Consider the following 21,967-nt stretch of genomic DNA (forward strand, 5'->3'; position numbering starts at 1 on the left):
GCTTGCGGGGAGAGGTCGAAGCCGAAGGCTTCGGGTGAGGGGTCCATCCGCACATCGAGTCTGCGGAACGACCCCTCACCCCGACCCTCTCCCCGCAAGCGCGGGGCGAGGGAGAAGTCGGGGGAGTGTTGGGCCATGGCCCTGTTTCGTTTGCCGTCCGGTGGACCCGCTGCACTGATGCCGCGCGGTCACGGGCTTTTGCTGCGTGCGCCGCAAATGTCGGATTTCCCGCAATGGGCGCAGTTGCGCGAGTTCAGCCGCGCCTACCTGACGCCGTGGGAGCCGATCTGGCCCTCCGACGACCTGACCCGCGCCGGCTTCCGCCGCAGGCTGCGCCGCTACTCCGAGGATATCGCCGCGGATCGCTCCTATCCGTTCATCATCTTCCGCGAATCGGATGGGGTGATGATCGGCGGGATCACGCTCGCCAATGTCCGCCGCGGCATCGTGCAGGCCGGCACGATCGGCTATTGGGTCGGCCTGCCGCATGCCCATCGCGGCTACATGACGACGGCGTTGCGGGTGCTGCTGCCTTCGCTGTTCGGCGAGCTCAACCTGCATCGCATCGAGGCGGCCTGCATTCCTTCCAACGCGTCGTCGATCCGCGTGCTGGAGAAGTGCGGCTTCACCCGCGAGGGCCTGGCGCGGCGCTATCTCTGCATCAACGGGATCTGGCAGGACCATCTGCTGTTCGGCCTGCTGCACGAGGATTTCCGCGGCTGAACCGCGGGCCTGCCGGCGGATGGCCGCAGCCGCCCGGCGCGTTCCGGATGCCGTGTTACATGCCCTTCACATGCCTTTCACAGGCCTTGGGTTCGCCGCCATTGGCTTGCTATAACGCCCCGCGAACGGGGAACCGGTTTGGAGATTTGAGGATATTGATGGGTGACAGGGTGATCAGGTTCGCGCTCGCGGCGGCGGTATCGATCGGTCTCGGTGCCACCCTGCTGCCGGAGGCCAGCTCGGCGCAGTCGTTGAGCGACCGCTTCAAGAGCCTGTTCGGCGGCGGGTCGTCGGATTCGAAGCCGGCGACGCCGGCGGCGCCGCAGCAACTGAACGACGCCGATGCCGAGCTGACCTGCCCGCCGGTGCAGATCCGCTCCGGGGCCTCGACCTATTCGGTGGCGGCGGACGGCAAGGAGGCGGTCGGCAACGACGTCAAGTTCCTGGCCTCGATCACGCGCACCGCACGGCAATGCAGCCTCAATGGCGGCGTGATCACCGCCAAGATCGGTATTCAGGGACGGATCATCGTCGGGCCGCAGGGCGCCCCGCCGAGCATCCAGGTGCCGCTGCGCGTCGCCGTGGTGCTGGGCGGCGTCGGCGAGAAGACCATCGCGACCAAGGCCTACACGACCACGGTGCAGATGGACGACAGCGGCAGCGTGCCGTTCAGCCTGGTCGCCGAGGATGTCGTCTATCCGGCGCCGTCGCCGGCCGACAACGACAATTACATCTTCTATATCGGCTTCGACCCGCAGGCCCTGAAGCCGGAACCGAAGCCGCGCGCTCCGCGCAAGAAGAAGTAAAACAAGAAGTAAAACAAAAAGGCCGGCGCGATCAGCTCGCACCGGCCTCTTTTAGATCGAGTTGGGATCGCGTCAGTTCAGCTTGGAACGGACTTCGGCGATGCCCTTGCCGACGAGGTCGTCGGCAACCGAGCCCTTGACCGACTGCGACAGGATGGTCGAGGCGGCGGTCACCGCGGCGTTGGCCGCGGCGGCGCGGACATCGGCCACGGCCTGGGCCTCGGCCTGGGCGATCTTGCTCTCGGCGGTCTTGGTCCGCCTTGCGACAAAATCTTCCATCTTGGTCTTGGCTTCAGCCGCGATCCGCTCGGCTTCGGCCTTGGCGCTGGAGATGATGTCCTGGGCCTCGCGCTCGGCGCTGGCGCGGCGCGCCTTGTACTCGCCGAGCAGCTTGTTGGCCTCGTCCTTCAGACGGCGGGCGTCCTCCAGCTCGGCCTTGATGCGCTCGGCACGGTGGTCGAGCGCCGTCAGCAGGGTGCGATGGACACCGAGATAGCCGAAGACGACCAGCAGAATGACGAAGGCGATCGCAACCCAGGTTTCCGGTTCGTAAAACATCGTCTATCCCTTCAGCGACGCGTCGACGGCGCTGTTGACCGCATTGGCGTCCGGCGTGACGCCGGCGAGTTGCTGGACGATGGCGCCGGCCGCATCCGCCGCGATGCCGCGGACGTTGCTCATGGCGTTGGTCCGGGTCGTTGCGATCTGCTTCTCGGCGTCGGCGAGCTTGGCCGTCAGTTTCTCTTCCAGCGCCTTGCGCTCGGCTTCCGAGGCCGCGTTCAGCTTCTCGCGGGTCTCGTTGCCGATCGCCTGCGCGTTGGCGCGCGCATTCGCCAGCTCGGTTTCATAGGCCTTCAGCGCCGCGTCGGACTCGTCCTTCAGCTTCTGCGCCTCGGCCAGATCGCCCTCGATCTTGTTCTGACGTGCATCGATCGTCCCGCCGACACGCGGCAGTGCGATACGCGACACGATCAGGTAGAGCGCGACAAATGCAATCGCCAGCGACACCAGCTGCGAGGCGTAGGTGGACGAATCGAACGGCGGAAAGGCTCCGCCGTGATGTCCGCCTTCGGCCTCGGTGTGGGCGCCGGCTTTCTGGCCTTTTGCCTCGCCATGACTCTCAGCCATGGTGTTCTCCTGTTGCTGTCATGCGCGCCGCCCCTGGAACGATCCTCGGGATGATCCTGGGCGGCGCGAAGGAAGTGCCGCTCAGAGCGGAACGAACAGCAGGAGCAGCGCGATCAGCAGCGAGAAGATGCCGAGCGCTTCGGTCACGGCGAAGCCGAAGATCAGGTTGCCGAACTGGCCCTGAGCGGCCGAGGGGTTACGCACCGCAGCGGCGAGGTAGTTGCCGAAGATGATGCCCACGCCGACGCCCGCACCGCCCATGCCGATGCACGCGATGCCCGCGCCGATAAGTTTTGCTGCTGCCGGTTCCATTTGTAGCTCCTTGAGAAAGATAGACAGATTGGTGGGTGGAGATTCCCCGGACCGCTTAGTGTCCCGGATGAATGGCGTCGTTGAGGTAGATGCAGGTCAGGATCGCGAACACGTAGGCCTGCAGGAACGCGACCAGCAGTTCGAGGGCGTACAGCGCGACCGTGAGCGCCAGCGGCAGCACACCGCCGACCCAGCCGAGCGCGCCCAGCGAGAAGCCGAGCATCGCGACAAAGCCCGCGAACACCTTCAGCGCGATGTGGCCGGCCAGCATGTTGGCGAACAGACGAACGCTGTGCGAGACCGGCCGCAGGAAGAACGACAGGACCTCGATGAACATGACCAGCGGCAGGATGTAGACCGGAACGCCGGAGGGGACGAAAATCTTGAAGAATTTCGGGCCGTTCTTGTAGAGGCCGTAGATCAGGACGGTGAAGAACACCAAAAGCGCCAGCGCCGCGGTCACGATCAGGTGGGTCGCGATCGTGAACGTGTAGGGGACGACGCCCACCAGGTTCGAGACGCAGATGAACATGAACAGCGAGAAGATCAGCGGGAAGAACTTCATGCCTTCCGCGCCGGCGTTGCCGCGGATCGTCGAGGCGATGAACTCGTAGGAGAGTTCGGCGACCGACTGCAGCCGTCCCGGGACCAGCTCCCGGCCGCTCGCCAGCATCAGCAGTGCGATCAGCAGCACCGCGATGAACATGTAGAGCGACGAATTGGTGAAGGCGATCGTGTGATTGCCGATGTGGCCGAGCGTGAAGAGGGGCTCGATATTGAACTGATGGATCGGGTCGATTTTCATCCGCGCGGCTCTTGGTCCACCGGCCATCCTGCCGGTTATCGAATTTCAAATGTCGTGACTTCCGCCGGCGCTCAACGCTTGCCTGAAGCCACGCCCGCGGACCTCACCACGTTGAACACGCCGGCGACGAAGCCGAGCAGCATGAACACGATGAAGCCGAATGGCGACGTCGACAGCCAATGGTCGACCCCCCAGCCAATCGCCGCTCCGACGGCAACGCCCGCGATCAGCTCCGAGGAAAGACGAAAACCGAGCGCCATCGCCGAAGCTCTGGCGGCACTGTCCCCGCTTTCAGTACCGGATTGATCAGTCTTGTTCCTGCGGCTGTCGCGAATTTCTGACAACCGATGATCGAGACTTCCGAGCCTTGCGGAAAGCGCAGCTTCGTCAGGAGGCGATTGATCGCGACTTCCACTTGCGCCGTCGTTGGTGTTCTCAGCCATGCTGCAAACACTAACCGATGCCGCGGATGATGGAAATTGCGCCCGTCCCCGTCAAAAGCCGCGCGGACCATACTTACCGCGTCTAATCAAGTCAAGATTGCGTCGTAACCGGTTATTGCTTTGATTCTGCTCGATTTATTTTGAGATATTCAAGGTCAGAGTGACGCAGTGTTCGCAGTGCAACAGCTTGCGTGACATTGAGCGATGTTGCGCGGCTTTCCCCGCTCTGCTGGGATCGCCGAAAGTCTTCATCCCCTCGTGCAGTCAAGGTTCCGCATGCCGCGCCAGATCGACTACTACTTCTCGCTGCAATCACCCTGGGCCTATATCGGCCACACGCCCTTCGTTCGGCTCGTAAGCACTTACGATCTCAAGGTAAATTACCGGCCCGTGCTGCTCGTCGATCTGTTCTCGGAGACCGGCGGGCTGCCGCTCGCCAAGCGCCATCCGGTGCGGCAGCGCTATCGGTTGATCGAGTTGCAGCGCTGGCGCGACAAGCGCGGGCTGAATTTTCACCTGCAGCCGGCCAACTGGCCGTTCAACGCACGCCTCGCCGATGGCGTCGTGATCGCAGTGCTCGAGGCGGGTCTCGATCCCGAGCCGTTCCTGCAACGCGCCTACCCCGCGGTCTGGGAGCTAGAGCTCAACCTTGCCGATCCCGCGACGCTGGTGAAGCTCGCCGACGATGCGGGTTTGCCGGGCCGGCAACTGGTGGAGCGCTCGGGTTCTGATGCGATCAGCGCGGCCTACGAGCAGAACCGCCAGAATGCGTTGGATGCCGGCGTGTTCGGCTCGCCCGGATATGTGCTCGACGGCGAGGTCTTCTGGGGGCAGGACCGGATCGAATTGCTCGACGACGCGTTGAAGTCAGGCCGCAAGCCCTATAGCTCTGTGGGTGAGGGGCAGGAATCAGACTGAGGCGGAGCAAGCCATGCCCATCGCGATGTCGTGCCCGAAATTGTCGATTGCAATTGTCGCCGTTCTGATCTCGAGCGGCGCGGCGATCGCGGAAACCGCGCCCGACACCGAGAATGGTCGCTATGCATTGTCGCCGGCCGGCGACGGCTTCCTGCGGCTCGACACCCGCAGCGGTGCGGTGTCGACCTGCACCAACTCCAGCGCCGGCTGGGCCTGCTACATAGTGCCGGACGAGCGCGCGGCGCTCGATGCCGAGATCGGGCGCCTGCAGGCCGACAATGACAAACTGAAAGGCGAACTCGCCGCGCGCGCACCGTCGGCGAAGACTGACGAGGCGTTGCCGAAATCGGATTCGTTGAAGAAGCCGGATGCGAAGACCGCCGAGGGCGAGCGCAAGATCGAGATTCCGCTGCCGAGCGACCGCGACATGGATCGCATGATGTCGTTCGTCGAGCGGGCCTGGCGGCGGCTGATCGAGATGGCGAACCGCGTCCAGCGTGACGTCAACGGCGGCAAGATTTGAGGCGGCTCTGTCCGCTGCGTCGTCCCGGCGAAGGCCGGGACCCATAACCACCGCTCGGAGTTGGGTGGACAAGCTGGCAACTCCAAATCTTCGTGACCGAGGGGCCGCGGAGTATGGGTCCCGGCCTTCGCCGGGACGACATAGTGAAAGTTACTGATGACCTCACCAAGAACAATGTCCCGCTCAGCGCCATCCTCCGTCGCGGCAACCAGCATCGCCTCCTCGCGCTTGACGGTGGAAACGCCGGGCGCCGGCTTCACCGACGTCACGCGCGAGGTCGCAAAGTTCCTGCGTGAGGTGCGCGCCGGCGAGGGCGCGGTGACGCTGTTCATCCGTCACACCTCGGCTTCGCTGACGATCCAGGAGAATGCCGATCCGACCGTGTTGGCCGACCTGATGACGGCGCTCGACCGCGCAGCGCCGGAACACGGCGGCTGGCGTCACGACACCGAAGGTTCCGATGACATGCCGGCGCATATCAAGACCATGCTGACGGCGACCTCGCTGCAGGTCCCGGTGCTCGACGGCGAGATGGCGCTTGGCACCTGGCAGGGCATCTATCTGATCGAGCATCGCGCTAAGGCGCATCGGCGCGAGGTCGTGCTGCAATTCATCGGCGCCGTGCGCTGAAGCGCCCGAATGGCCAAACAAAACGACATCGGCCGCGGATCGCTCCGCGGCCGATGCATTTTGAGTGAGCCGTCGACCGGTCAGGTCTTGGTGATGTCGACGTCCTTGGTTTCCGGAATGAACAGCGCGCCGACCACGACGGTGATTGCCGCGAAGATGACTGGATACCAGAGACCGGAGTAGATATCGCCGGTCGAGGCGGTGATCGCGAACGCGGTCGCCGGGAGCAGGCCGCCGAACCAGCCGTTGCCGATATGATAGGGCAGCGACATCGAGGTGTAGCGGATGCGGGTCGGGAACAGTTCGACCAGCATGGCGGCGATCGGGCCGTAGACCATGGTGACGTAGAGCACCAGGATGAACAGCAGTCCGATGACCGCAGCCACCTGCGGACGGAAGACGTCGAACGGGTTCGACATCTTGACGATGCCGGCATCACCCGGCTTCGGATAGCCCGCCGCCAGCACCGCCGCCGTGATCGCGGGGTTCGACGTCTTGGCGTCCGTGTACGGCACGTCCTTGTCGTTGACCGTGACCTTCACCGGCGAGCCGGCCGGGCCCGGTACCGTCGCGTATTTCACCGACGACTGGGCAAGGAAGGCGCGGGCGGTGTCGCAAGGCGCGGTGAAGACGCGGGTACCGACCGGGTTGAACAGATCGCCGCAGCCGGCGGGATCCGCCACCACCTGCACCTTGACCGTCTCGTAGGCCTTCTCCAGCGCCGGGTTGGCGTTGGTCGTGATCATCTTGAAGATCGGGAACAGAGTGAGTGCGCCGATCAGGCAGCCCGCCAGGATGATCGGCTTGCGGCCGATGCGGTCCGACAGCGCGCCGAACACCAGGAAGAAGCCGGTGCCGAGCAGCAGCGCCCAGGCGATCAGGAGGTTGGCGGTGTAGCCGTCGACCTTGAGGATCGATTGCAGGAAGAACAGCGCGTAGAACTGCCCCGTGTACCAGATCACCGCCTGGCCCATGGTCAGGCCGAGCAGGGCGAGGATCACGATCTTGGCGTTGCTCCAGGTCCCGAAGGCTTCGGTCAGCGGCGCCTTGGAGGTCTTGCCTTCCTCCTTCATGCGCTGGAACACCGGCGATTCATTCAGCCGCAGCCGGATCCAGACCGAGATGCCGAGCAGCAGCACCGACACCAGGAACGGAACGCGCCAGCCGCCCCAATAGGCGCCCGGTGCGCCGGCGAAGCCGGGCTCGCCGGTCGCGGTGCGGGTGAACAGGATCACCAATAGCGACAGGAACAGGCCGAGTGTTGCCGTGGTCTGGATGAAGGAGGTGTAGTAGCCGCGCTTGCCCGGAGGCGCATGCTCGGCAACGTAGGTCGCCGCGCCACCATACTCGCCGCCGAGCGCGAGACCCTGGAGCAGGCGCAACGCAATCAGGATGATCGGTGCTGCGATGCCGATCTGGGCCGCCCCGGGCAACAAGCCGACGATGAAGGTCGACAGGCCCATGATCAGGATGGTGACGAGGAAGGTGTATTTGCGGCCGACGATGTCGCCGATGCGGCCGAACACGATGGCGCCGAACGGGCGCACCAGGAAGCCTGCCGCAAAGGCCAGCAGCGCGAAGATGTCACGCGTGGCCTGGTCGAACATCGGCTTGCCGTCGGCGCCGGCGATCGTGAAGAACTGCGTGCCGATGATGCCGGCCAGCGAGCCGTAGAGATAGAAGTCGTACCACTCGAACACGGTGCCGAGCGACGACGCGAGGATGACGAAACGCTCATCCTTGGTCATGCCGGCGGGCCGCGCCGAGGTTGCAGTCATTGTGGACATCTGGATAGCTCCCCCCGAATTATTGCTGATGCTCGCCCCCGGCTGGCGGGTTAGGCCCGAATGAGCCTAAGGCTTGATTTGAGGGTAACATCGCAGTGAAACCCGCCCCAATAAGACTTTTGGCTTTTGCACGCTTGAACTTATCTTTGGGGGCGAGTGCTGGATGGAACGTCCCCGCGTGCGTCTATTGCGGCGCACAAGCTAGGCGGGTTAACTGCGTTGGCATCTGGCATTTTCGAGCGCTTGCGTGATACTGCCGCGCGGGCGACAACCGAACGGCGCGGGGCTGCCAAAGCCCGCTTGTGGGACTGAGATGATTGCTGCTGCCAATACTCACCTTGTCATCGCCGACGACCATCCGCTGTTCCGCGATGCGTTGCGCCAGGCGGTGTCGAGCGTCGTGAGTTCGGCCACGATCAGCGAGGCCGGATCGTTCGAGGACCTGACCGGACTGCTGGAACGGGACTCCGAGGTCGACCTGATCCTGCTCGACCTGTCGATGCCGGGGATCAGCGGCTTTTCCGGGCTGATCTATCTGCGGGCGCAATATCCGGCGATCCCGGTGGTCATCGTGTCCGCCAGCGACGATGCCGGAACCATCCGCCGCTCGCTCGACTTCGGCGCCTCGGGGTTCATCCCCAAGCGGTTCGGCGTCGAGACGCTGCGCGATGCCATCATGAAGGTAATGGAAGGCGATGTCTGGGTTCCGCCGGACACCGACCTGTCGGCCGCCGGCGATCCCGACATGACCCGGCTGCGCGACCGCCTGGTGACACTCACCCCGCAGCAGGTGCGGGTGCTGATGATGCTGTCCGAGGGGCTGCTGAACAAGCAGATCGCCTATGAGCTCGGCGTCTCCGAAGCGACCATCAAGGCCCATGTCTCGGCCATCCTCCAGAAACTCGGCGTCGAAAGCCGGACCCAGGCTGTGATCGCCGCCGCCAAGATCGCCGGTGGCCAGTGGCGCCAGGGCACGCCGTCGACGTAGCATCCAACCACCGCCGTCATTCCGGGCTCGCGCCTTTGGCGCGCCCCGGAATGACGGTGAATGTGTTGAGCAGCTACTCCGCCGCCACCATCTGCTGCGTCCGCCACTGCCCGAGCAAGGCGCGCAGCGACGCCGGTTTGACCGGCTTGTTCAGCACCGCGATGTTTTCCTCGCGCGCGGCGGCGCGCACGGCGGGGCTGCGGTCGGCGGTGATCAGGATCGCCGGAATGTTGTCGCCGAAGCGGCGGCGGATCTCGCGGATCGCGGCGACGCCGTTGCCGCGGTCGAGGTGGTAGTCGACCAGCACGCCGGTGACGCGGCCGCCAGCGGCCTCGATCGCGCTGATCGCGCCGTCGGCGTCGAGCACCGCGATCACCTCGGCATCCCACGCCGTCAGCAGCGTCTTCATGCCGTCGAGAATGGCGGGATCGTTCTCGATGCAGACGATCAATGAGCCGCTCATCGGCGTCTTCGACAGTGGCGTGGCGCTGGTGACGGCCGCGGTGTGGTTGACGGCGGTCGCGACCGGGACCGTCACCGAGAACGCCGAGCCGCCGCTGACATTGGCGGAGATCGCGATGCGGTGGTTGAGCACCCGCGCCAGCCGCTCGACGATCGATAGTCCCAGGCCGAGGCCGCGGGCGATCCGGGCGCCCTGCTCGAGGCGGTGGAATTCCTTGAAGATCTCGCCGCGCTTCTGCACGGGGATGCCGACGCCGGTGTCGAAGATGCTGATCTCGAGCGCGTCGCCGCGGCGGCGGCAGCCGATCAGCACGCGGCCGCGCGGGGTGTATTTGATGGCGTTGGAGATGAAGTTCTGCAGCAGCCGGCGCAGCAGCGAGCGGTCGGATTCGACCGGCAGCGAGCAGGCCACGAAGCGCAGATCGAGGCCCTTGTCGCGGGCGATCGGCATGAACTCGATCTCCAGCGAGCGCATCAGGTCGGCCATCCGGAAGCTGGTGATCGCCGGTGTCATGGCGCCGGCATCGAGCCTCGAAATATCGAGCAGCGCGCCGAGGATGTCCTCGATCGCTTCGAGCGAGTCGTCGATATTCTCGACCAGCCGCGAATCCTCGCCGCCGTTCTGGCGCTCGACCAGGCTCGTGACATAGAGCCGCGCCGCGTTGAGCGGCTGCAGGATGTCGTGGCTGGCGGCAGCCAGGAAGCGCGTCTTGGAGGCGTTGGCGTCCTCCGCGATTCCCTTGGCGAGCGCGAGCTCCGAGTTCAGCCGGGTCAATTCCTCGGTGCGGTCGCGCACCCGCTTTTCCAGCGTCGCGTTGGCGCGCTCCAGCGCCTCCGCGGCCTCGAAGCTCGGGGTGACGTCGGAGAAGGTGATGACGAGTCCGCCGCCCGGCATCCGGTTGGCGCGGACCTCGATCACGAGGTGGCGGTCGGCGAAGCGTTCCAGATAGGGCTCGCCCTCGGTGGTGTAGGCACGCAGCCGCAATTGCAGCAGGTTGTTGCCGTCACCGGCCGGCGGCGGATTGATCGCGCCCATGAATTCGAGGATCTCGCGCAAGGGAATGCCGAGCTGCACCAGATGCGGCGGCAAAGCGAGCAGTTCGGAGAACTGGCGGTTGGAGCAGATCAGCTGCAGATCGGCGTCGAACACCGCGATGCCCTGGCGCACGTGATTGAGCGCGGTCTGCAGGATCTCGCGGTTGAAATGCAGCGCGGCGTGGGAGTCGTCGAGCAGCTTCAGCGCGGCCTTGGCCGACACCGTGCGCCGCTGCAGCAGCAGCGACATCACGAGGCGCGAGGACGCCGCCCCGATCGAGGAGGCGATCAGCCGCTCGGCGTGCTGCAGCAACTCGAAATCGGCCGGCGCTGCGGTTTGCAGCACGATGTTGCGGTCGGCGGCGAATGCGGCGAAGGCCTCGCGGGTGCGGTCGGGGCCGAGATATTGCGTCACCGTGCTCTGGATGTCCTGCACCGTCACCGTGGTGCGCCAGCGCCGGAAGCTCGGCGCGATCGGAGCCAGCGCGTTGGGCACGAACAGGTCGGCCTGCAACAGCTCGATCGCGGACGGCGCGCGCGCCAGCGAGAACACGACGTAGGTCAGGATGTTGAGGGCAAGGCTCCACAGCACGCCGTGCAGCAGTGGCGGCAGATCGGCGCTGAACAGCGCCTGCGGCCGCAGCGCCTCGATCCCGAACGGCCCGTGTTGCAGCAGCATCAACCCGGCAGTCGAGTTCTCCAGGAAGCTCGGGATGAACAGCGTGTAGAGCCACACCGCGAAGCCGACCAGCATGCCCGCCATGGCGCCGCGCGCGGTGGCCCTGCGCCAGAACAGGCCGCCGAAGAAGGCCGGCGCGAGCTGGGTGATCGCGGCAAAGGACAACAGGCCGATCGCGACCAGCTGGGTGTTGCCGAGCGCGCGATAGTAGAAATACGCCATCACCATGATGGCGAAGATCGAGAAGCGGCGCGCCTTCAGCAGGAAATCGCCGAAATCCTTCTGGCCGATGCGGGCGTCGTCGCTGCGCGGCAGCACCAGCGGCAGCACGATGTCGTTGGAGACCATGATCGACAGCGCGACGCATTCGACGATCACCATCGCGGTCGCCGCCGACAGCCCGCCGACGAACACCGCAAGGCTCAGCAATTGCGCATTGCCCTCGATCGGCAGCGCCAGCACGAACATGTCGGCATCGACGGCGCCGAACGGGAAGATGACGAGGCCGGCGATCGCGATCGGGATCACGAACACGTTGATGGCGACGAGGTAGAGCGGGAACAGCCAGCGCGCCCTCGTGACTTCCGCGGCGGTCGAATTCTCGACCACGCTGACATGGAACTGGCGCGGCAGCAGCATCACCGCGCAGAACGACAGCAGCGTCATGATCAGGAAGTTGCCGATCGACGGTACATATTCGATCGCGCGCACCGCCTCCGGCGTCTTCAGCGCGCGCTCGTAGAGCTCGACCGGGGAGAACATCCAGAAGGTGACGAAGGCGCCGGCGGCGATGAAGGCGACCAGCTTGACGATGGATTCGGCGGCGATCGCCAGGATCAGCCCGTGCTGGTGCTCGGTCGCGTTGGTGTGGCGGGTGCCGAACAGCACCGCGAACACCGCCATCGCCAGCGTCACCATCAGCGCGATGTCGCCGAGCACGGGGATCTTCGAAAATGCCTGGTCCTCGCTCAGGATGGTCTCCAGCGACGAGGCCATCGCCTTGAGCTGCAGCGCGATATAGGGCACCGAGCCGATGATCGCGATCAGCGCCACGGTGGCGGCGACCTTCTGGCTCTTGCCGTAGCGCGCGGCGATGAAATCGGCGATCGAGGTGATGTTCTGCGACTTGGCGAGCGCGATGACGCGGCGCAGCAGCGGCGTGCACAATCCGATCATCACGATCGGGCCGACATAGATCGCCAGGAAGTCGATGCTGGTGCGGGTGGCGAAGCCGACCGAGCCGAAGAAGGTCCAGGAGGTGCAGTAGATCGCCAGCGACAGCGGATAGATCCACTGGCTGGCGCGGCCGCGCGCGCCCGCCGACATCCGGTCGCCGCGGCTGGCAATGAAGAACAACAATCCGATGTAGGCGAACGCCGTGGCGATGACGCCCCAGTCGTGCAGCATCGCTGCCTATCTCCTGTCCCGGCCTCTAGGGCATGATCCGGAAAGGTGTGAAGCGGCTTTCCGAAAAGATCATGCTCAAACAAAGCGGCCGGGTGTCAGGATTATAACGCATTGGGCCGGCCGCGCGATGCACGGCCGGCCCAAATTCGGGACCCGTAACGGATAGGGTTACTCGGCGGCCAGCGACTTCTGGTGCAGCGGCAGGCCGAGCCGGTCCCAGACCTGGAGCAGGGCCTCGGCCAGCGCATCGACCAGCCCGTCGTCATGGTAGGGCGAGGGCGTGATGCGCAGCCGCTCGGTGCCCTTGGCGACCGTCGGATAGTTGATCGGCTGGATGTAGATGCCGTGGTCCTCGAGCAGCATGTCCGAGGCCCGCTTGCATTTCTCGGGGTCGCCGACGAACAGCGGCACGATATGGGTGTCGCTCGACATGACAGGCAGGCCGGCGGCGGTCAGGATCGCCTTGGTGCGCGCGGCGCGGTCCTGGTGGCGCTCGCGCTCCCAGTTCGAGGTCTTGAGGTGGCGGATCGCGGCCGTCGCGGCCGAGCAGATCGCCGGCGGCAGCGCGGTCGTGAAGATGAAGCCCGGCGCGTAGGAACGCACGGCATCGATGACCTCGGCCTTGCCGGCGATGTAGCCGCCGAGGCAGCCGAACGCCTTGGCGAGCGTGCCCTCGACGATATCGACCCGGTGCATCACGCCGTCGCGCTCGGCAATGCCGCCGCCGCGCGGGCCGTACATGCCGACCGCATGCACCTCGTCGACATAGGTCATGGCGCCGTATCTCTCGGCGAGATCGCAGATCCTGCCGAGCGGCGCGACGTCGCCGTCCATCGAATACAGGCTCTCGCAGACGATCAGCTTCGGCCGGTCGGGACCGGCGGCGATCAGCAGCTCTTCGAGATGGGCTGTGTCGTTGTGGCGGAAGATCTGGCGCTCGCAGCCGGCCTGGCGCACGCCTTCGATCATCGAATTGTGGTTCAGCGCGTCCGACAGGATCAGGCAGTTCGGGATCAGCTTGGCGAGCGTCGAGATGCCGGTCTGGTTCGAGACATAGCCCGAGGTGAACAGCAGCGAGGCTTGCTTGCCGTGCAGGTCGGCGAGCTCGGCCTCGAGCGCGACCAGCGGATGGTGGGTGCCCGCGATGTTGCGGGTGCCGCCGGCGCCGGTGCCGACCCGGGTCGCGGTCTCGACCATGGCGCCGACCACCTTGGGGTGCTGGCCCATGCCGAGATAGTCGTTGGAGCACCAGATCACGACGTTGCGGCTGCCCTTCGGCGAATGCCAGGTCGCGTGCGGGAAGCGTCCCGCGATCCGCTCGAGGTCGGCGAACACCCGGTAGCGCCGCTCGTCATGCAGGCGGTTGAGGGCGGAATTGAAGAACTGGCTGTAATCCATCGGCGAACCCAGAAAGCGGAACCTGACCGGAATGACTGCTTCTTCTTAGAGCTTTTCCAGCTCTAATGTCCATGCATTGGCCCACATCTGGGCATGCGTCGCAGTTGGGCAAATTGCCCTATCTGGCTCTATTTGGTTTGATTTTGCTCAAATCGCACGGCAGGCGCCCCTGCCGCCGATTCAGGTCGTCTTAAAGCGCAGCATGCCGTCGTCGTGCATCTGGGCGGTCAGGCGGCCCTCGACCAGCATGTAATTGACATGGGCGACCAGTTCGCCGGCGGCAAATCCCATCTGGTGCTCGTCCAGCACGTGCTTGTGGAACACCACCGGCACCAGCTGCTTGGAGGTCTGGGGCACCTCGCGGCAGGCCTCGGCGATCAGCCGGCAGCGCTCCTCATGGTGATCGGCGAGCTGCTTGATCCGGGTCTTCAGCCCGTAGAACGGCACGCCATGGCCGGGCAGCACCAGCACGTCGTAGGGCAGAGTGGTGGTCAGGCTCGCCAGCGAGGCCAGATATTCGCCGAGCGAGTTCTGCTCGGGTTCGACCGCCCAGACGCTGACATTGGGCGAGATCTTGCTCAGCACCTGGTCGGCGGAGAGGAACAGCTTGTCGGCCGCGCAATACAGCATCACCTGGTCGAGCGCGTGGCCGCCGCCGGTGATCACCTTGAAGCGCCGTGTGCCGATCACGACCTCGTCGCCATGGGTGAGGCGGTGATAGGACGGCGGCAGCACCGACACCCGCTTCAGGTAATCCTGGCCGCGGCCGAGCAGCTTCTCGGTCAGATCCTCGTCCATGCCGTGACGGCGGAAGAACAGCCGCTGCGCGTTGCGCCGTTCCTCGGTGCCGCGGTTCTGGTGATAGACCGATTGCAGATATTCCACCTGCGACATGAACAGCGGGCAGTCGAAGCGCTCGGTGATCCAGCCGGCGAGACCGACATGATCGGGATGCGAATGTGTCACGATCAACCTTGTGACCTTGACGTGCTTCAGCGGTCCCTCGAACAGCGTGGTCCACGCCGCGATCGATTCCTCGTTGCCGAAGCCGGCATCCACCATGGTCCAGCCGTCGCCGTCGGCGAGCAGATAGATGTTCACATGGTTAAGGCGGAACGGCAGCTTCAGCCGCGCCCACAATACGCCTGGAGCCACCTCCACGACCTGGTCGTGGCCGGGATGATTCTCCCAGGGGTATCGCAATGCCTCCGCCGAGGAGGGCAGGCTGTCGGTCTTCTTGTCCATGGTACCGGCTTAGCGGGACCCGGGCCGCCGCGCCAGCCGAAAATCAGATGGCCGTCCGGAGAATGGGGTCCGCAATTCCCGGGAATTCCGCAGCCCGGATCAAGCCGGGCTGCGGATCGCACGCAGCCCTGCTAGGCGGCGCGAATATTCGACAGGAAACCGTCGATCTCCGAGCGCAGCACGTCGGCCTCGCGGCGCAGCGCGTCGGAGGCGTTCAGCACCTCGCCGGCGGCGGCGCCGGCCTCGGCCGAGGCGGTCGAGACGCCGACGATGTTGCTCGACACCTCGCTGGTGCCGCCGGCGGCGTGCTGGATGTTGCGGGCGATCTCGCGGGTCGCCGCGCCCTGCTCCTCGACGGCGGCGGCGATCGCGGTGGTGACGTCGTTGATCTCGCCGATCGTGCTCGAGATGTTGCGGATCGCGGAGACCGCCGTGGTGGTGACCTCCTGCATGCTGACGATCTGCTGGCGGATCTCCTCGGTCGCCTTCGCGGTCTGGCTCGCGAGGTTCTTCACCTCGGAGGCGACCACGGCAAAGCCGCGGCCGGCTTCGCCGGCGCGCGCCGCCTCGATGGTGGCGTTGAGCGCCAGCAGATTGGTCTGCGAGGCGATGGTCTGGATCAGGTCGACCACGACGCTGATCCGCGCCGCGTTGTCGGCAAGGCCCTGCATGGTGGCGTCGGTGGCGCTGGCTTCCTCCACCGCCTTGCGGGCGATCTCCGCCGAGGTGACGACCTGGCGGCCGATCTCCTGGATCGAGGACGACAGCTCCTCGGTGCCGGCCGACACGGTCTGCACGTTGACCGAGGTCTCCTCGGCGGCCGAGGCAACCGCGTTGACCAGGGCGCTCGACTGGTCGGCGGTCGCCGACATGCTCTGCGCGGTGGACTGCATCGAGTTCGCCGCGGTCTGCAGGCTTTCGAGCGCGTCGCGGACCGTCGATTCGAACGTCGTGATCTGCGTCTCCATGCGCGAGGCGCGCTCCGCCTTGGCGGTGCGGTCCTTGTTCTGGTTTTCGGTGAGCTCGCGGCTCTCGATCATGCTCTCGCGGAACACCTGCAGCGCGTCGGCCATCACGGCGATCTCGTCGCGCTGGCGACTCTGCGGGATCTCGGTATCGAGGTCGCCGTCGGACAACAGCTGCATCGAGCGCTGCAGGCCGCGGATGCGGCGCAGGATGTTGCGCCCGACATAGAGCCAGACGAACAGGAACGAGCCGACCAGGGTCAGCGCGCCGAGGCCGATCATGACCGTGGTCGCGAGCGAGATCTGCTGCCGCGCCTGGAAGGTCGAGGCGTCGGTGTCCTTCTGCACGGCGTCGACCAGCTGCTGGACGCTGATGCCGAGCCCGACATTGAGCTTGCGGGTCTCTTCCAGGATGGTCTGACCGTAATCGATCGAGTCGAGCTCCTTCTGGCGCACCTTGAACACGCCGGTCTTGCCTTCGCCGAGCACGAGAAGCTTCGCGGCGGTGTCGCGCACGGCGACGATCGCCGGATTGTTCGGCAGATCGTCGAGGTTGGACTTGATGCGTTCGCGGCCCTTCTTGAACTCCGCCTCGATCGCATCGAGCGTCTCGCTGGAATTGGCCGACAGCGCTGCGGTCATGTCGGCGGCCATCAGATTGCCGGCCGCGAGCACGTTGCTGATCTGGCCGACGGTGCGGGCCGCTTCGGTCGCGTCATCCGCCGACACTTCGGCCGAGCCGAGGATGGCGTTGAGCCGGGTCTGCGCATCGAGCATCGCGGGACCGGCGGCGGAGACGAAGGCGTCTTGTGCCTTGCGCAGCGCGTTGTACTGCTTGTCGCGCAGCGCGCCGACCTCGAGCCGCTCGCGCGCCGCAGAGATCAGGCTCTTGGTCGCCTCGTCGGTGTTCTTGACGTTCTCCTGCAGCGCGCTGACGACGGATTTGTCGGCGCCGAGCTCGATGATCTCGCCGAGCTTGGCATTGGTCTGCTGCGCGACCTCCTGCACCTTCCTGGTGCGCTCGTTGAGCGCATCGTCGCTCTGCACCGCGAGCAGGCCGGGCCCCTGGGCGGCGAGCGAGGCACTCTGCGCGGACAGCTGCAGGCTTGCGGCGAGCCGCGGAATGTCGCGGCCTGAGAGATCGCTCATGGTGCCGCCGAGCCGATGCAGCACGATGCCGGCGCCTGCGCTGATCACCAGCGCCATGCCTGCGATCACGGCGAATGCCGCGAACAGGCTGCCCCTGACGCCCATCTGCGGCAGGCGGATGCGCTTGAGATTTGGTTTGCCGAGCTTGAACCGAAACGCCATTGCCCCGTGTCCCCCTGGCCAACTACAAGTGGCCACTACTCTTGGATGTTTCCCCGGCGCGGGAGTATCGGTGCGGTGGGTTAACAAAATCGGGAAAATCGCGGCAATCCGCAGGATTTTTCGGGGCTTGCCGCGCTGCCATGGTTCGCCATGCGGAATCGATGCGCGCGATCGGACGCAAAAAGGCCGGCTTGCGCCGGCCTTTTCTACTGTTGGTTGTGGCGCGTAATTCTCAGTAACGGCCGTAGGCCGGACCGCCGAGGCTGCCGAGGTTGAAGCGGTAGTTGAGGCCCGCCTTCACGGTGTGCTCGTCATTGTGGAAGCTGCCGTACTGCGCCAGCGCGCCCGGCGCGGTGAAGCGGCTGTCGCCGAAATCGTAGTACTGGTACTCGACCTTGGCCGACCAGTTCGGCGCGAACATGTATTCGGCGCCGCCGCCGATGGTCCAGCCGTTGCTGTGGTTGTCGGTGAGCGCGAAGCCGACCGGCGCGCCGCCGAGCCTCACCGATTCGTTGTTGTCGGAATAGGCGTAGCCGCCCTTCACATAGATCAGGCCCGGGCCCCAGGTGTAGCCGACGCGGCCGGTGATCGAGGCGATGCCGCGCTGGTTGTTGTTGTAGGTGTAGCCGCCCGGGAAGATCGCGTTGAGCTGGTGGCCGCCAAGCCAGGAATACTGGCCTTCGAGACCGATCACCCACATCGGCGACAGCTGCCAGTCGTAGCCGGCCTGCACGCCGCCCATGAAGCGGGCGTCGGAATTGGACAGCGCGAGGCCGTTGAACGAGTTGTTGCCCGAGAACGCGCCGCCGAGATGGCCGCCGAGATAGAAGCCGGTCCAGTTGTAGAGCGGAGCGGCGTAAACAGGCGCGGGCGCCTTCTGGTAATAGCCGCGGGAGCCGAGGTCGGCAGCCTGGGCGGTCGCGCCAAAGGCAGCGAGGGCAGCAGCCGTGGCTGCGGTTGCGAGCAGGAAGGTCTTCATGGGGCAGTCTCCGGACAAGTCATGAGGCGCAGCGTGAATGGCGCCATCCACGGCGAGGGGTTAGACCGCATTTGAATAAAATGCTGTCACCGAAAGACGACTTGGAGCGTTAAGTCGCACCTGATGCGATGAAACGTTTTGTTGTGCCTAACGAACGCTTAAAGCGGGATGACCGAAGGCTTAACGCGGCGTGCGCGGCTTGGCTCTCCCGTTAACCAAGCCGCCGCCTGCCGATCGAGACGCCGGCTAAGGCCTGATGAGATCGGGTTGAGCTGGAACGGCGTCGAAAGTTCACCTCTCCCTTGGGAGAGGTCGATTTGCGCAGCAAATCGGGTGAGGGGTTGCGGTCTATCGAGAGAGCAAGAGCCCTCACCCGGATTGCTGCGCAATCCGACCTCTCACCGCCGGGGAGAGGTGAAGCAAGACCGTGCGAAGCTCATTCAACCAAAACTTATCCCGCTTTAGTCGAGCCGCTTGCGCACGTCGTCGCGCATCTGCTCGCGGAACGCTTCGCGGCGCGCTGCGCGCTCCTTGACCGGTACGTCGTGGCGATTGAACACGTCGAACTCCTCCAGGATCGGATAGTGCTCGCTCGCCATCGCCAGCACGCGCAGCAGGCCCGCGACCTTCGGGGTCGGGCCGGTGACTTCCCATTTGCGGAGCTTTTCGGCGCCGTCGGCCGTCGGCAACCCGCACAGCTTCGCCATATCCGCCGCCGTCAGCTTGCGGCCGAGCGCCTCGCCGAGATGTTCGCGCAATTTTCTGAGTTCTGGGCCGGTCACTCTTGGGTCCGCTCCGCGACTTGGATGTGTGAAGTGAGTCACATGACGTGCTCGAGCTGCGGTCTATACGCCGCATATGCGACTTTCAAAGGAAACCATCATGCACGGCATCATCGAGAGCCTGAGCCCGGAACACGCACAGATCGATTGGAAATGGGTCGGCAGTGTGTTCGTGTTCTACGTCGTGCTGGTGATCGGCGGGGTGGGCCTGCTGCTCGCGCATTGATTCGGCTGACGCGGCCGGGCGCGTGCTCATCGCGGCGATCGTTGTGCGAAGATCCTGGTGCTGCCAGACAGGATTGAACTGTCGACCTCTCCATTACCAATGGAGTGCTCTACCACTGAGCTACGGCAGCATGCCCGGGAAAAATTGAATCGGCCCCAAGGGCCCGTCCAAGCGGGCGGTTCTTGCCACAGGCATCCCCTTGGCGCAAGCGAAACAGCGCTCCTCTTGCCGGGCAAATCGGCAGAAATGACGTTCCGCGGCGGTGATTGCGTCCAATCCGGCCGAATTTGGCTCGATTGGGTTCCAGATCGTGCCGGAAGGCGTCCGATCCACTGGCCACCGAATCATGCCGTCGCGCGCAACTGGCCGACCGGGCAGGGTGCGCCGGCGGCGGTCATTGTCTATGCTCGGCGCGGCGCAAGGCGTCGGCGGTTCGAGAGTTTTCCAGATGACGGGCGATCAGGACAGAGGCGGCGGGCAGGCTGGTGCCCGCGTGAAGGATTCACGACAGGATCGGCTCAAGCTGGCGCTGCGCGAGAACCTGAAGCGGCGGAAATCCCAGGCGCGCGGTCGCGAGGATGTGGCTTCCGAACCGGCTGACGGCTCGCTAGATCACGGCGCGCCGGATCACGCCGGCGGAAACGAGCCGGGCCGCTAACCCGGCTCGGATGTGTGTGCAAAGAGAAGCGGGGCGCCGACATGACTGCAATCGATGAGACGACGATCAATCGCCTGAGCGCAACCGCCGCCGCCTTCCCGCGCCATGAACAGACCTTTCCGACCTTGACGGCGCATGAGATCGAGCGGATGCGCCGCTTCGGCGAGCCGCGGTCATACAAGGACGGCGAGGCGTTGTTCGAGACCGGCACGCCGGGGCCCGGCATGTTCGTGGTGCTGTCGGGCAGCGTCGCGATCACCCAGCGCGACGGCCTCGGCCGTGTCACGCCGGTCATCGACCAGGGGCCGGGCCAGTTCCTCGCCGAGATCGGCCAGCTCTCCGGCCGCGCGGCGCTGGTCGACGGCCATGCCGACGGTGCGGTCGAGACATTGCTGCTGCCGCCGGACCGGCTGCGCGCGCTGCTGGTCGCCGAAGCCGACCTCGGCGAGCGCATCATGCGGGCGCTGATCCTGCGCCGCGTCAGCCTGATCCAGGGCGGCGCCGGCGGGCCGGTGCTGATCGGCTCGGCGTCGGCCGGCAACATGGCGCCGCTGCAGAATTTCCTGGCGCGCAACGGCCAGCCGCATCACGTGCTCGATCCCGAGGCCGACACCGATGCCGCCGACCTCGTCGCGCGCTATTCGCCGACGCGTGCCGAGTTGCCGCTGGTGGTCTGCCCCAACGGCACGGTGCTGCGCAATCCATCAGAGACCGCGCTGGCGATGGCGCTCGGCATGATCGGCAACAGTGCACAAGACAGGCTCTACGATGTCGCGGTGGTCGGCAGCGGCCCGGCCGGGCTCTCCACCGCGGTTTATGCCGCCTCCGAGGGCCTGTCGGTCGCGGTGTTCGATTCCCGCGCTTTCGGCGGCCAGGCCGGCGCCAGCATGCGGATCGAGAACTATCTGGGATTCCCGACCGGCATCACCGGCCAGGCGCTGGCCGGACGCGCCTTCAATCAGGCGCAGAAATTCGGCGCCGAGATGCTGATCCCGGTCTCGATCAAATCGCTCGACTGCTCGAAAGCGTCGGGCGCGTTCACGCTCGCCACCGGATGCGGGCACACGCTGCGCGCCAAATCGGTGGTGGTCGCAAGCGGCGCGCGCTATCGGCGGCCGGCGATCGACAATCTCGAGCACTATGAAGGCCGCGGCGTCTGGTACTGGGCCTCGCCGATCGAGGCGCGGCTGTGCGCCAACCAGGACGTCGTGCTGGTCGGCGGCGGCAACTCCGCAGGCCAGGCGGCGGTGTATCTGTCCGCGCATGCCCGCAGGGTCAACATGATGATCCGCGGCGGCGGGCTCGGCGCCAGCATGTCGCGCTATCTGATCGAGCGTATCGAGGCGACGCCGAACATCGAACTGATGTTCAACACCGAGGTGATCGGCCTCGACGGCGCGGAGACGCTGGAGCGCGTCCGCTGGCGCAGCCGGCTCGCACCCGACGAGTTCACGATGGATATCCGCAATCTCTTTTTGTTCGTCGGCGCCGATCCGGCCACCGGCTGGCTCGAGGGCTGCGGCGTGCAGGTCGACCGCGGCGGCTTCGTCAAGACCGGCGTACAGAACGGCGAGGGCGCGCCCGCCGTGCCGCTGCTCCAGACCACGGTGCCCGGCGTGTTCGCGGTCGGCGACGTCCGCTCCGGATCGGTCAAGCGCGTCGGCGGCGCGATCGGCGAGGGCGCACAGGTGGTCGCCGCGCTGCACGGCTATCTCGCCGATGCCGGCAGTCCGACGTTGTAGTGGAAAGCCATGCTG

At 65.6% G+C, this 21,967-nt stretch carries 21 protein-coding genes and 1 tRNA gene; 9 read left to right on the forward strand and 13 right to left on the reverse strand.

Going from position 1 to position 21,967, the window contains the following annotated elements; all coding sequences use genetic code 11:
• The first annotated feature begins 135 nt into the window (after positions 1-135).
• Both ACTUWL_RS19800 and ACTUWL_RS19805 read left to right on the forward strand, forming a co-directional pair.
• A complete protein-coding gene (locus ACTUWL_RS19800; protein ID WP_021076543.1) occupies positions 136-723 on the forward strand; it encodes a GNAT family N-acetyltransferase in 588 nt (195 codons plus the stop codon).
• Between the two features lie 158 nt (positions 724-881).
• Positions 882-1,529, forward strand: coding sequence for a dTDP-4-dehydrorhamnose reductase (locus tag ACTUWL_RS19805; protein ID WP_021076542.1), 648 nt, complete (start codon positions 882-884; stop codon positions 1,527-1,529).
• Between the two features lie 72 nt (positions 1,530-1,601).
• Here the strand turns inward: ACTUWL_RS19805 and ACTUWL_RS19810 are convergent, their stop codons facing one another.
• The 5 genes from ACTUWL_RS19810 to ACTUWL_RS19830 all read right to left on the reverse strand — a co-directional run bounded on the left by ACTUWL_RS19810 (position 1,602) and on the right by ACTUWL_RS19830 (position 4,217).
• A complete protein-coding gene (locus ACTUWL_RS19810) occupies positions 1,602-2,087 on the reverse strand; it encodes a F0F1 ATP synthase subunit B family protein (RefSeq protein ID WP_021076541.1) in 486 nt (161 codons plus the stop codon).
• A 3-nt stretch (positions 2,088-2,090) separates the two neighbouring features.
• A complete protein-coding gene (locus tag ACTUWL_RS19815) occupies positions 2,091-2,657 on the reverse strand; it encodes a F0F1 ATP synthase subunit B (protein ID WP_021076540.1) in 567 nt (188 codons plus the stop codon).
• Between the two features lie 81 nt (positions 2,658-2,738).
• On the reverse strand, positions 2,739-2,969 hold the full coding sequence (locus ACTUWL_RS19820) for a F0F1 ATP synthase subunit C (protein WP_016847054.1): 231 nt from the start codon (positions 2,967-2,969) through the stop codon (positions 2,739-2,741).
• 55 nt (positions 2,970-3,024) lie between these two features.
• Positions 3,025-3,774: a F0F1 ATP synthase subunit A gene (locus ACTUWL_RS19825; protein ID WP_021076539.1), complete on the reverse strand. Its 750-nt coding sequence runs from the start codon at positions 3,772-3,774 to the stop codon at positions 3,025-3,027.
• 71 nt (positions 3,775-3,845) lie between these two features.
• Positions 3,846-4,217, reverse strand: a complete 372-nt coding sequence (locus tag ACTUWL_RS19830; protein WP_035649859.1) for an AtpZ/AtpI family protein — start codon at positions 4,215-4,217, stop codon at positions 3,846-3,848.
• A gap of 276 nt (positions 4,218-4,493) precedes the next feature.
• Between ACTUWL_RS19830 and ACTUWL_RS19835 the strand changes: the two genes are divergently transcribed.
• The 3 genes from ACTUWL_RS19835 (at position 4,494) to ACTUWL_RS19845 (ending at position 6,288) form a co-directional block, all read left to right on the forward strand.
• The gene (locus ACTUWL_RS19835) at positions 4,494-5,135 is read left to right on the forward strand and encodes a 2-hydroxychromene-2-carboxylate isomerase (protein ID WP_021076537.1); all 642 of its coding nucleotides are present in this window, start codon (positions 4,494-4,496) and stop codon (positions 5,133-5,135) included.
• A 13-nt stretch (positions 5,136-5,148) separates the two neighbouring features.
• Entirely contained in the window at positions 5,149-5,658 is a 510-nt protein-coding gene (locus tag ACTUWL_RS19840; protein WP_021076536.1) for a hypothetical protein, read from the forward strand.
• A 156-nt stretch (positions 5,659-5,814) separates the two neighbouring features.
• A complete protein-coding gene (locus ACTUWL_RS19845; RefSeq protein ID WP_035649857.1) occupies positions 5,815-6,288 on the forward strand; it encodes a secondary thiamine-phosphate synthase enzyme YjbQ in 474 nt (157 codons plus the stop codon).
• Between the two features lie 80 nt (positions 6,289-6,368).
• Here ACTUWL_RS19845 and ACTUWL_RS19850 read toward each other — a convergent pair whose 3' ends face one another.
• On the reverse strand, positions 6,369-8,036 hold the full coding sequence (locus ACTUWL_RS19850) for an MFS transporter (protein WP_199196579.1): 1,668 nt from the start codon (positions 8,034-8,036) through the stop codon (positions 6,369-6,371).
• Positions 8,037-8,391: 355 nt separating this feature from the next.
• On the opposite strand from ACTUWL_RS19850, the gene ACTUWL_RS19855 reads away from it, so the two are divergent.
• Positions 8,392-9,063, forward strand: coding sequence for a response regulator (locus ACTUWL_RS19855; protein ID WP_035649902.1), 672 nt, complete (start codon positions 8,392-8,394; stop codon positions 9,061-9,063).
• A 73-nt stretch (positions 9,064-9,136) separates the two neighbouring features.
• Here ACTUWL_RS19855 and ACTUWL_RS19860 read toward each other — a convergent pair whose 3' ends face one another.
• From ACTUWL_RS19860 to ACTUWL_RS19885, 6 genes are all read right to left on the reverse strand, one after another.
• A complete protein-coding gene (locus ACTUWL_RS19860) occupies positions 9,137-12,646 on the reverse strand; it encodes a PAS domain-containing hybrid sensor histidine kinase/response regulator (protein ID WP_021076532.1) in 3,510 nt (1,169 codons plus the stop codon).
• Positions 12,647-12,814: 168 nt separating this feature from the next.
• Complete coding sequence (gene hemA, locus ACTUWL_RS19865; protein WP_021076531.1) at positions 12,815-14,044, reverse strand: 5-aminolevulinate synthase; 1,230 nt, start codon at positions 14,042-14,044, stop codon at positions 12,815-12,817.
• 180 nt (positions 14,045-14,224) lie between these two features.
• Complete coding sequence (locus ACTUWL_RS19870; RefSeq protein WP_021076530.1) at positions 14,225-15,289, reverse strand: MBL fold metallo-hydrolase; 1,065 nt, start codon at positions 15,287-15,289, stop codon at positions 14,225-14,227.
• 131 nt (positions 15,290-15,420) lie between these two features.
• A complete protein-coding gene (locus tag ACTUWL_RS19875; protein ID WP_021076529.1) occupies positions 15,421-17,565 on the reverse strand; it encodes a methyl-accepting chemotaxis protein in 2,145 nt (714 codons plus the stop codon).
• Positions 17,566-17,797: 232 nt separating this feature from the next.
• A complete protein-coding gene (locus ACTUWL_RS19880; RefSeq protein WP_021076528.1) occupies positions 17,798-18,544 on the reverse strand; it encodes an outer membrane protein in 747 nt (248 codons plus the stop codon).
• A 461-nt stretch (positions 18,545-19,005) separates the two neighbouring features.
• The gene (locus tag ACTUWL_RS19885; protein ID WP_021076527.1) at positions 19,006-19,326 is read right to left on the reverse strand and encodes a hypothetical protein; all 321 of its coding nucleotides are present in this window, start codon (positions 19,324-19,326) and stop codon (positions 19,006-19,008) included.
• 100 nt (positions 19,327-19,426) lie between these two features.
• Here ACTUWL_RS19885 and ACTUWL_RS19890 point away from each other — a divergent pair, with 100 nt between their 5' ends.
• Complete coding sequence (locus tag ACTUWL_RS19890; protein ID WP_021076526.1) at positions 19,427-19,552, forward strand: hypothetical protein; 126 nt, start codon at positions 19,427-19,429, stop codon at positions 19,550-19,552.
• A 55-nt stretch (positions 19,553-19,607) separates the two neighbouring features.
• Here the strand turns inward: ACTUWL_RS19890 and ACTUWL_RS19895 are convergent.
• Positions 19,608-19,682 (reverse strand) — tRNA-Thr (locus ACTUWL_RS19895).
• A 273-nt stretch (positions 19,683-19,955) separates the two neighbouring features.
• On the opposite strand from ACTUWL_RS19895, the gene ACTUWL_RS19900 reads away from it, so the two are divergent.
• Both ACTUWL_RS19900 and ACTUWL_RS19905 read left to right on the forward strand, forming a co-directional pair.
• A complete protein-coding gene (locus tag ACTUWL_RS19900; RefSeq protein ID WP_021076525.1) occupies positions 19,956-20,210 on the forward strand; it encodes a hypothetical protein in 255 nt (84 codons plus the stop codon).
• Between the two features lie 41 nt (positions 20,211-20,251).
• Complete coding sequence (locus tag ACTUWL_RS19905; RefSeq protein ID WP_021076524.1) at positions 20,252-21,952, forward strand: FAD-dependent oxidoreductase; 1,701 nt, start codon at positions 20,252-20,254, stop codon at positions 21,950-21,952.
• The last annotated feature ends 15 nt before the right edge of the window (positions 21,953-21,967 follow it).

The organism is Bradyrhizobium sp. WCU1, from assembly GCF_053474805.1.

Coding starts and splice junctions, on each gene's coding strand:
- ACTUWL_RS19815 (WP_021076540.1), bottom strand. CDS start 2,657: ATGGCTGAGAGTCATGGCGAGGCAAAAGGCCAGAAAGCCGGCGCCCAC.
- hemA (WP_021076531.1), bottom strand. CDS start 14,044: ATGGATTACAGCCAGTTCTTCAATTCCGCCCTCAACCGCCTGCATGAC.
- ACTUWL_RS19800 (WP_021076543.1), top strand. CDS start 136: ATGGCCCTGTTTCGTTTGCCGTCCGGTGGACCCGCTGCACTGATGCCG.
- ACTUWL_RS19805 (WP_021076542.1), top strand. CDS start 882: ATGGGTGACAGGGTGATCAGGTTCGCGCTCGCGGCGGCGGTATCGATC.
- ACTUWL_RS19830 (WP_035649859.1), bottom strand. CDS start 4,217: ATGGCTGAGAACACCAACGACGGCGCAAGTGGAAGTCGCGATCAATCG.
- ACTUWL_RS19835 (WP_021076537.1), top strand. CDS start 4,494: ATGCCGCGCCAGATCGACTACTACTTCTCGCTGCAATCACCCTGGGCC.
- ACTUWL_RS19905 (WP_021076524.1), top strand. CDS start 20,252: ATGACTGCAATCGATGAGACGACGATCAATCGCCTGAGCGCAACCGCC.
- ACTUWL_RS19840 (WP_021076536.1), top strand. CDS start 5,149: ATGCCCATCGCGATGTCGTGCCCGAAATTGTCGATTGCAATTGTCGCC.
- ACTUWL_RS19890 (WP_021076526.1), top strand. CDS start 19,427: ATGCACGGCATCATCGAGAGCCTGAGCCCGGAACACGCACAGATCGAT.
- ACTUWL_RS19850 (WP_199196579.1), bottom strand. CDS start 8,036: ATGACCAAGGATGAGCGTTTCGTCATCCTCGCGTCGTCGCTCGGCACC.
- ACTUWL_RS19860 (WP_021076532.1), bottom strand. CDS start 12,646: ATGCTGCACGACTGGGGCGTCATCGCCACGGCGTTCGCCTACATCGGA.
- ACTUWL_RS19875 (WP_021076529.1), bottom strand. CDS start 17,565: ATGGCGTTTCGGTTCAAGCTCGGCAAACCAAATCTCAAGCGCATCCGC.
- ACTUWL_RS19880 (WP_021076528.1), bottom strand. CDS start 18,544: ATGAAGACCTTCCTGCTCGCAACCGCAGCCACGGCTGCTGCCCTCGCT.
- ACTUWL_RS19820 (WP_016847054.1), bottom strand. CDS start 2,969: ATGGAACCGGCAGCAGCAAAACTTATCGGCGCGGGCATCGCGTGCATC.
- ACTUWL_RS19845 (WP_035649857.1), top strand. CDS start 5,815: ATGACCTCACCAAGAACAATGTCCCGCTCAGCGCCATCCTCCGTCGCG.
- ACTUWL_RS19825 (WP_021076539.1), bottom strand. CDS start 3,774: ATGAAAATCGACCCGATCCATCAGTTCAATATCGAGCCCCTCTTCACG.
- ACTUWL_RS19810 (WP_021076541.1), bottom strand. CDS start 2,087: ATGTTTTACGAACCGGAAACCTGGGTTGCGATCGCCTTCGTCATTCTG.
- ACTUWL_RS19900 (WP_021076525.1), top strand. CDS start 19,956: ATGCTCGGCGCGGCGCAAGGCGTCGGCGGTTCGAGAGTTTTCCAGATG.
- ACTUWL_RS19870 (WP_021076530.1), bottom strand. CDS start 15,289: ATGGACAAGAAGACCGACAGCCTGCCCTCCTCGGCGGAGGCATTGCGA.